Genomic DNA, 9641 nt, shown 5'->3' with positions numbered 1-9641 from the left:
TTCGTTTGAAATGATTACCTTACATTGTTCAGTTTTCAAAGATCTGATGTCGCTTTTGTGTTACCACTTGTTTGCGACAGCTTAATCATTATATCGCGTTAGCCATTTAATGTCAAGCACTTTTTTCATTCCCTCAAGAACTTTTTTAATTCAACCTAATTTTTAAAGCGAATCAGTCGACTTAAAATGTCCTTTCAACGGGAACATGAACTATAATACCTTTTTTCTACATTCCCGTCAAGGACTTTTTTTACAAATATTTTACTATTTTATTAATTAACACAATTGTCTTCACTTAGAGAACATTTCTTCCTGTAAACTAGGCATATGTTCTAAAAATTGTTTTGTATAGTAATCCATTACTTTATTCTCTTTGTAAGCCAAATACATGCACTCTGTTTCCGGTAACTGAATATGTTTAAACGATTGATTCTCTACAATATGATGTAAGTCATCAAGTACAGTAAACCCATAACCACAAGCTAGTGCCGTAATGACCGAATCTAAATTATCCATCATAACAACCTTAGGTTTCATACGCCTATTTTTAAAGATAGGCTGTTCTACAATTTCATTCAAAGGCATTAAATGATCTCTAAATAAATAGCAGGTCTGCAATGCCAACTTCTGAAAAGTTACAGTGTCTTCCTCTGCTAAGGGATTCGTTTTATGAAATACTGCCACTCGATGTAATTCTTTTATAAGACACTTATGGAGCCGCTCTTCTGAGGGTAGCATTTTATCTACACCAATAATAAATTCATATGTATCATCCCTTAATCCTTGACGTAGCCCACTTACATCTACACTACTAAGCACTACATCTACTTGAGGATAGGCGGTGTGAAACTCTTTTATATAGGATTGCAATGTATTTGGTATATTCCAACCATGAAAAATTCCAAACTTTATAACTTCTTTTCGATTGGCTTTAAATTGATTTTGTAAAATCTCTAATTCATTTATATATTCTTTAAATAGAATTTTAAATCGTTCCCCTGCTAAGGTTAGCGCAAAGTCTCGCTTACTTCGATCAATCAACTCCACTTCGAGTTGTTTCTCTAGTTGACTTACCTTGCGACTAATAGCTGGTTGCGATATATACAACTGTTCTGCTGCTTTAGTAAAACTTTTATATTTTACAACAGCAAGAAAATATTTCATATGCTCCGTATCAATTCGCAAGGTACTCATCTCCTCTGCTTATTTACAACTATTTACAAGTATTTACAGCTATTTACAATTATTTACCAATATATTCGCAGCCCGTTTTAATAGGGAAATTATCATAAGTAACCCAATCACTGGAACTACCTACATATAAAGCCGAATCAATCCCTACTTCATCCATACAAAGCATTAATAAACAAGCCGTAATCCCTGAACCACAATAAGCAACAATCGGCTTATCTACTGTCAAAAGGTCTTTAAACATATTTTGTAATTCTTCATTACTTTTCACGCCATCTTCCGTATAGCAATGCGCCCAGAAGTAATTAACCGCTGTAGGAATATGCCCTGTCATGCCATCAAAAGTATCTACAACAGCGCCCTCATAACGTTCCTCTGCACGAGCATCAATGATAATATGACTGCCACTTTCACTACTGCCCAACACTTCAGCGCGACTCATGAGCATATGAGGTTGAAATCTATATTCCAATACATCTGGCGCAGTTGGTAAGGTACTATTTTCTACAACAAGCTCATGACCTTCTTTAACCCAACGGGCTATACCACCCAATAAGACCCTAACATTTGATACACCAATATAACGGAGCATCCACCATAAACGGCCGGCTAAGAAAATCCACTCATCACAAATAACAACTGGTGTATCTTTATTGATACCAAAGGTTTCCATCTTCTTAGCAAATTCATCCATATTAGGAAGTGGATGACGACCTCCATGTTCTTCCACCACTCCAGACAAATCGGTGTCTAAATTAATAGGGAATGCACCTTTAATATGCCCTTTGCCATAAGCTTCACTGCCACGCACATCAAGAACAACCACATCTGCCTGTTGTTTTACTAATTCGTTAGGTGTTATAAAGTTTTTCATACAAGCCTCCTACACACATTACATCCTAAGTATTAAAAATTAAGCATTAAATATTAACTATAAATATTAACGATTAAACAATACAAATCACATACTAACTGCTGATTAAAATTAATAAAGTCAACAAATTTCAATATATTATATGTTATATGAAATTGACTAAAAAATTATAAAGCTTATAACCTTATATAAAACATATAAAGCATATGAAGTATATGAAGTATATAAATTTATGTAGATATATATATTATAATACGATACGACTTTCTTGTATGTAGGCTTTTAATTTTATCCCTTTTAACTCATTTTATAAAATAAAAGAACCCAGTAACCACGGTGGTTACTGGGTTTTACATGCTTCTGCAATTATTCTGCTGTGAATGGCAATAACGCAATTGCACGAGCGCGTTTAATAGCAAGTGTCAATTTACGTTGATGTTTTGCACAAGTGCCAGAAATACGGCGAGGAAGAATTTTGCCGCGTTCAGTCGTAAAACGACGAAGTTTAGCAATATCTTTATAGTCGATTTGATCTACATGATCAACGCAGAAGTTACATACTTTTCTTCTTGGCTTTCTGCCTCTATCTCTTCTCATTGTGAATCCTCCTTTTCGAATTAGTAGGAGTCCTAAACACTAGAACGGAATGTTTTCTTCGTTTCCGCCACCAAAGTTATCAAAATTAGAAGACTCGCCACCGAAGCTTTCAGTGTTTTGAGTGTCTAATGCTTGGCCCACAAAGTTGGCCACAACTTCAGTAACATATCGTTTTTGACCATCCGCAGTTTCATACGAACGGGTATTTATACGACCTTCCACGAAGCAACGGCTCCCTTTGCGAAGGTTACCTGCCGCCTCTCCCAACTTACCCCAAGCAACACAGTTAACAAAAGCAGTTTGCTCTTTAGTTTCATTTGTATTGCTATCGAAATAAGTATTTGTCGCAGCTACAGTAAATGTAGCAACTGGACGACCAGTTTTTGTATAGCGAATTTCGGGATCACGTGCTAAATTACCTAAGATTTGTACTGAATTCATAGTTAAACCTCCTAGGGCTTATTTGCCGTGTTTAACAATTAGGTGTTTAAGGACTTCATCGTTGATTTTTAATACACGATCGATTTCTTTAATTTCAGCAGGATCTGCTTCAAAGTTAATCAATACGTAGAAACCGTCAGTGAATTTTTTCACTGCGTAAGCAAGACGACGCTTGCCCCAACGATCTACCTTTTCTACTGTGCCGCCTACACGTGCAATTAAAGCCTCAATTTTTTCAATGACAGCGTTAGTTGCTTCTTCTTCGGCTGGTTTCACAATCACCATGACTTCGTATTTGTTCATACAAAATCACCTCCTCTTTCGGACTAATGCCCCTATCTTCCATAGGGGTAGGAAGCGCTTACCATCAATAAGCTTCACTATTATAACGTAAAATAGATTAAATAGCAAGGCATATTATGATGAAAAATCTTTTTTTGACATTATTGCAAGGTATTTTAAATTATGTTAACGCTTACTTCTTTTTCTATAGTATTTTCTTAAACCGCAATCTAAAATTACATAACCTAAGTTACATAATCTAAATTACATACTCTAAATTATAATATCCACACTATTTTACCAAAATATTCTATAGAAATTTTACTTCACACTCTATACAACACGCCCTCCAGGCTGTATACTTAAATAGATAAATTATATCAATTAAGTTAAATGACTTAATCTTGTATTTATATACTTTAAAATAACCGTATCTATTAAGTAAAACTGCTACTTTATAGCTATTTTTAAAGTATTATATATTTAAAATGTAACATATAATATAGGAGGTTTTTGTATGAGCAAAATTAGAATTGGTATCGTTGGCTACGGTAATCTTGGTCGCGGCGTTGAAGCATCTGTACAATTGCAAAAAGATATGGAACTAGTCGGTGTATTCTCTCGCCGTTCTGGCATTAAAACAGTAAGTGGTGTACCAAGCTACTCCATGGACGAATTAGAAAGCTTTAAAGGAAAAGTAGATGTTATGGTCCTTTGTGGTGGTTCTGCCACAGATCTTATTGACCAAACTCCTATGGTAGTAAAAAACTTCAATGTAATTGACAGCTTTGATACACATGCACGTATTCCTGAACATTTTGCTAATGTAGACAAAGCCGCTAAAGAAGGTGGTCATGCTGGCCTTATCTCCTGTGGTTGGGATCCTGGCATGTTCTCCTTACAACGCGTATTTGCAGAAAGCATTTTACCAGAAGGCAAATCCTATACATTTTGGGGTCGCGGCGTAAGCCAAGGTCACTCTGACGCTATTCGTCGCATTGATGGTGTAGTAGACGCTCGCCAATATACTGTACCTCGTGAGCAGTATTTAGATGAAATCCGCAATGGCGGTACACCTGATGTATCGGCTCAAGATGGTCACATCCGTGAATGCTATGTAGTAGCGGCAGAAGGAGCTGACAAGGAAAAAATCGAAAACGAAATTAAAACTATGGAAAATTATTTCGTTGGCTATGAAACCATTGTAAACTTCATTTCCCAAGACGAATTAGATAAAAACCATAAAGGCATTCCTCATGGTGGTTTTGTTCTTCGCAGCGGCGAAAGCACTAAAGGCACGCGCCATGTAGTGGAATATTCCTTAAAACTCGATAGCAATCCTGAATTCACTGGCTCTGTACTAACAGCCTATGCTCGTGGTATTTATCGCCTAGCTCAACATGGTGGTAAAGGCGCCTTCACTGTATTCGATATTCCACCAGCTTGGATTTCCTCTCATAGTGCTGAAGAATTGCGCGCTCATTCTTTATAATAAAAAGTTAAGACAAATAAAAAGTCAAAACATATAAAAAATTAAAACATATAATAAGAGGTTGTAACACTATGTGGCCACATGGCCCTTTTGCTTACAACCTCTTTTGTAACTTACAAGCTATTTTAAATTTACACATTCTTTTGAATATAAAACTTCGTTTTAATTTACAAATTCATTTTTATCTACTAACCCGTTTCAACTCATAGTGCCGAAGAATTGCACGCTCATTCTTTTTTATAATCTATTTTTACAAGAAGTAGAAGGCAAGGCTAGACTTTCTATGTTATAATATATTGTTAGTATCATAGATTATAATACGTTTAAAATTAAATCAATATATATTTTTCAAAAAGGTGGTATTATGAGCACAAATCTTGAAGTAGGTATTGTAGGCCTTCCTAATGTAGGGAAAAGTACTTTATTTAACGCAATTACTAAAGCAGGCGCAGAAGCCGCTAACTATCCATTCTGTACTATTGAACCAAATGTGGGCGTTGTAGATGTACCAGATGATCGCATTTACAAATTAGCTGACATGTATGGTTCTAAAAAAGTAATTCCAGCAGCCATGCGTTTCGTAGATATTGCCGGTCTTGTAGCTGGTGCATCTAAAGGTGAAGGCTTAGGTAATAAGTTCCTTAGCCACATCCGCCAAGTTGACGCTATCGCACAAGTAGTTCGCTGCTTTGATGACCCTAATATTACACATTTAGCTGGCTCTATTGACCCAATTCGAGATATTGAAATCATCAATACAGAACTTTGTCTTGCTGACCTTGATTCCGTAGAAAAACGTAAACAACGAATTGAAAAAATCGCCAAAAGTGGTGACAAAGACGCACGCCTTGAACTTCCAATTTTAGAAAAAGTTATTGAAGGACTTGGCGAAGCCATTCCCGTACGCGCTCAAGGGCTAGAAGAAGAAGAGCTAGAAGTTCTTAAAGAATTAACCTTGTTAACAGCAAAAAAATCATTATATGTAGCTAATATTTCTGAAGATGAAATCAGCGATTACTCCGCAAACGAATATGTTAAGCGCGTAGAGGAGTATGCGGCCAAAGAAGGTTCTGGCGTAGTTGTTGTATCTGCTCGCATTGAATCTGAAATTGCTGAATTATCCGAAGAAGAAGCCCAAGCCTTCTTAGAAGAGCTTGGCTTATCTGAAAGTGGCTTAGACAAATTAATCAAAGCAAGCTATGCCTTACTAGGTCTCATTAACTTCTTTACAGCAGGTGAAATGGAAGCCCGTGCTTGGACTATAGTAGAAGGTACTAAGGCCCCTCAAGCAGCTGGTAAAATCCACTCCGATATTGAAAAAGGCTTTATCCGTGCTGAAATCGTAGCCTATGATGATCTTGTAACTTGTGGTAGCCAAAATGCTGCCAAAGAAAAAGGTCTCGTTCGCTTAGAAGGTAAAGAATATGTTATGAAGGATGGGGATGTAACCTATTTCCGTTTTAATGTATAAAAAATCAGCCTAACAACCTATATCATATCGTTTTATCTTATTTGATAGATACTTAGTAAAAACTCCATAGAGATTTATAGCATACTAAAAGCCCTTATGACGAGGAATCCACATAGATGGTAGATTCCTTTCATAAGGGCTTTTTTTTGCTTGTGTAACAACTGTTATAGACGACATACTATTTTATTTGTATACTTAAATCACTCTGAATAGAGTATAGAGACCTTACTAACTTAAGCTAGGCATATGTTGCGTAGTTTCTGAACAATAGGCCTTAAGACGATCCTTATTGAGCACCTCAAGGCGCATCCGTCGAGTCTCAATGATGCCTTCGTCTTTAAGACGACGAAGATATCGATTAATATTTACCCGGCTCATGCCTAGAATTTGCCCTAATCGCTCTTGCGTAATATCTAGTTCAGACTTATCACGACACAGTAATAAGTAAATAATATTACAAAGCTTATTAAAACCATTATTATAGCCTTGATGGCCTGTTTCATAAAGAAGTAAATTAACAAATTTAGTATACCAACTAATTACAGCCATACTCATAGACGGATGGTGATTTAAAATTCCATAAAAATCGTCTTTTTTTATCGCCACAGTATAAGTATCTGTAAGCACATTACCTTCTAAAGAGTCTTCAAGTTGTACTGGCCCTTCATAAAATACAGGGAATAACGTACTGCGTCCATGAAAGGATATAATGCGCTCCCTCCCTGATGGATGATTCATAGCCAGTTGAACTACGCCCGATTTTATATAATGAAGCTCTTCAATAGTATCCCCTGGTGTCCATAAATACTCACCTGCTTTAAAATGACAATACCTAACAGGCACCGTCTCAAGTAAAGGTTCAAGATCTGTAAAATCTTCAGAGAAAAAATACATAGGATATATCATAGTAATCTTCCTTTTTAAGTTAGTTTTAACTGTTTAATACACCTAAAGTCTAAACGATTCAATAACTATTCTATCTTATATATGGTAAGAAAATAAAGTATACGTATGCATGTAAAGGAGTTTGTATCATGAATGTAATCGCTATTAACGGAAGTCCACGACCTAACAAAAACACAGCTCAATTGCTCAATAAAGCCTTAGAAGGAGCTAAGCAGAGCGGCGCTACTACAGAATTAATATCCCTCTATCAGCTTCACTATCGAGGCTGTGTCAGCTGTTTTTATTGTAAACGCAAGGACAAAGAACATGGAACTTGTATTATCAAAGATGATTTAAGTCCTATTATTGAAAAATTAAAAGCTGCAGATGCCATTATTTGGGGCTCCCCCATTTACTTTTCAAATATGTCAGCCGCTATCCTAGCCTTATTTGAACGCTTTCTTTTTTCCAATTATATTTACAGTGAGTCCCATCCCTCTGTATTAGGAAAACAAATCCCTTCTACTTTTATTTATACCATGAATATGACAGAAGAACAAAGTCATCAATTTCACTTACGAGACGTTGTATTGCCTGTTGAAACTGGTGTTCATCGCATTCTCGGCGTTGAACCGGAAAAACTATATGCCTATAATACTGTACAATTTGATGATTATAGCAAATTTGAATCTTCCATTTTCTCAGAAAGTGACAAAAAAGCCTATAAAGAAGCCCATTTTGAAAATGAACTAAACCAAGCCTTCCAACTAGGGCAAGATTTAGTGGCTAAAGCGCAATTAATTAATAAATAAAGTTCAACTAACTAATTAGTAATAAAATTCAAGGAACTAATTACTAGCAAAAGTAGAAACAATTAATTACTAACTAAAGCACAAGCATTAATGAGTTTATTCCCTAATCCCCTATAAAATCCAAAAGAAAAAGATGTCATGACTAGCTCTGCAGCCCCTTTCTCATTAGACTCATACAATCTAAACGAATCTAAACGAAATGGATGGCAACATGTACTACTTGGTCATGACATCTTTTTTATTTTTTATTTTTTTATATAATTAGCTACTTAGCTACTTAACTAGTAAACTGCTACAGTATGAATCACTACGCATTATCATGGATTATCACGAATTAGCGTTTGCTCTTACCTACTGGTACATAAATAGTGCCAGCTGCCATGGATCCTACGGTACCTTGTTGGAAGATAATGTATAGTTCATGGTCTTCTGTTGCGTAGAATTCATTAGGCACTTTATCGATTGGCAAGTTTTCTGGGAAGAATTGCATTTTCAAATCTTCATCGCTATTGATTGCTTCATTTAGTACATCCTTAGATACACCACCAAAGTCACTAAGTTTTAAGACTCTACCGCTAGTTGTATTAAATGTAAAGGCCTTTACTGTATTTAAGCCATTAGCTGCTTGGTCACCAATTGTATAGGATTTAATAAAAATGCTAAGAATTCCCTTATCATTGGCCTCAACATCATAGGTAATGTAGAGATTTTCCTTCATATCAGCTTTTAAATTATTTTTTTCTAAATTCTTTTGTAATGTCTGCACATATTTTAAAATACGACTATTTACTTCCTTAGTTACATAAGGGCTTACAGATTTGATTTCTGGGTAAGTAATGTGAAGACGGTCGCCACTAATCGCAACAGGGGACACAGACACAGCTAATCGTTGATAATATGCATCAGCATCAGGCACTTTAATTAAATCCGCATCACGAGTTAATGCATCAGTATCAGTCCAAAGAGCTTTGTTAGTAGCTGGTGCAATATCTTGGGAAATGCGCTTTGTCATAACGCCAGTTGTATTGCCATGCGCTTCTGTTGGTGTTTGTACAGCTACAATATCACCATCATCATTTTTTACCGCTGCCGCTGCTTCAGAATCAACCTTAACAACAGCCACATCATTGGCCTGCACTTGACCTACTGACCAAGCACCACCTAATGCAACAGAACCAACTAGAGCTGCCATAATATATCGTTGTAATCTACGTTTCATACACAAACTCCTCCTCTATAAGTAATACTCAAACTCAGAATCAAATGATTCATTGTTTTTACCAAATTATTATTTTATATATATATAGTATATCATTTAAGAATGAAAATTTCATGGTGTAAATCTAAATAGTATAAAACTAATTATTTTATTGAGACTTTATATCGATTCATTCTATGCTATAATGAGGCTATATACTTTATACTACTGTAATGTAATCATTTAATCCCCATAATATAATAAATTATGGCCCTATAATGTAATGAGTAAAAGGAGACTCTATATGACAAAGGACGAATTTTTATCCACCTATAGCGTGGATCGACATCATAGTGAATGTAAAAAATGGGATGGTCTTGTGCAGCGTTTTGGCACTG

The 9641-nt window shown here is 35.8% G+C and carries 10 protein-coding genes; 3 read left to right on the top strand and 7 right to left on the bottom strand.

The window, feature by feature from the left end; genetic code table 11:
• Positions 1–291 precede the first annotated feature (291 nt).
• From Q0376_RS08690 to rpsF, 5 genes are all read right to left on the bottom strand, one after another.
• Positions 292–1194 (bottom strand): LysR family transcriptional regulator, encoded by a 903-nt coding sequence (locus tag Q0376_RS08690; protein ID WP_298706585.1) that lies wholly within the window; start codon positions 1192–1194, stop codon positions 292–294.
• A 49-nt stretch (positions 1195–1243) separates the two neighbouring features.
• Positions 1244–2065, bottom strand: a complete 822-nt coding sequence (locus Q0376_RS08685) for a sulfurtransferase (protein ID WP_298706583.1) — start codon at positions 2063–2065, stop codon at positions 1244–1246.
• A 366-nt stretch (positions 2066–2431) separates the two neighbouring features.
• Positions 2432–2662 carry a 30S ribosomal protein S18 gene (rpsR, locus tag Q0376_RS08680; protein ID WP_115310530.1) on the bottom strand — a complete coding sequence of 77 codons (231 nt, stop codon included), beginning with the start codon at positions 2660–2662 and terminating at the stop codon, positions 2432–2434.
• Between the two features lie 39 nt (positions 2663–2701).
• A complete protein-coding gene (locus Q0376_RS08675) occupies positions 2702–3103 on the bottom strand; it encodes a single-stranded DNA-binding protein (protein WP_298706581.1) in 402 nt (133 codons plus the stop codon).
• Between the two features lie 18 nt (positions 3104–3121).
• On the bottom strand, positions 3122–3406 hold the full coding sequence (gene rpsF / locus Q0376_RS08670) for a 30S ribosomal protein S6 (RefSeq protein WP_298706579.1): 285 nt from the start codon (positions 3404–3406) through the stop codon (positions 3122–3124).
• Positions 3407–3902: 496 nt separating this feature from the next.
• On the opposite strand from rpsF, the gene Q0376_RS08665 reads away from it, so the two are divergent.
• Together Q0376_RS08665 and ychF are read left to right on the top strand one after the other, a co-directional pair.
• The gene (locus Q0376_RS08665; protein ID WP_298706577.1) at positions 3903–4877 is read left to right on the top strand and encodes a diaminopimelate dehydrogenase; all 975 of its coding nucleotides are present in this window, start codon (positions 3903–3905) and stop codon (positions 4875–4877) included.
• A gap of 364 nt (positions 4878–5241) precedes the next feature.
• Positions 5242–6348, top strand: a complete 1107-nt coding sequence (gene ychF / locus Q0376_RS08660) for a redox-regulated ATPase YchF (protein ID WP_298706575.1) — start codon at positions 5242–5244, stop codon at positions 6346–6348.
• Positions 6349–6576: 228 nt separating this feature from the next.
• Here ychF and Q0376_RS08655 read toward each other — a convergent pair whose 3' ends face one another.
• Entirely contained in the window at positions 6577–7242 is a 666-nt protein-coding gene (locus tag Q0376_RS08655) for a Crp/Fnr family transcriptional regulator (RefSeq protein WP_298706573.1), read from the bottom strand.
• 140 nt (positions 7243–7382) lie between these two features.
• Here Q0376_RS08655 and Q0376_RS08650 point away from each other — a divergent pair, with 140 nt between their 5' ends.
• Positions 7383–8045: a flavodoxin family protein gene (locus tag Q0376_RS08650; protein WP_298706571.1), complete on the top strand. Its 663-nt coding sequence runs from the start codon at positions 7383–7385 to the stop codon at positions 8043–8045.
• 334 nt (positions 8046–8379) lie between these two features.
• On the opposite strand, the gene Q0376_RS08645 is transcribed toward Q0376_RS08650, so the two are convergent.
• Positions 8380–9264: a hypothetical protein gene (locus Q0376_RS08645; RefSeq protein ID WP_298706569.1), complete on the bottom strand. Its 885-nt coding sequence runs from the start codon at positions 9262–9264 to the stop codon at positions 8380–8382.
• Positions 9265–9641 lie beyond the last annotated feature (377 nt).

The organism is uncultured Veillonella sp. (assembly GCF_937981445.1).
Classification (GTDB): Bacteria; Bacillota; Negativicutes; order Veillonellales; family Veillonellaceae; genus Veillonella_A.
This window is presented reverse-complemented; position numbering and strand designations above follow the sequence as displayed.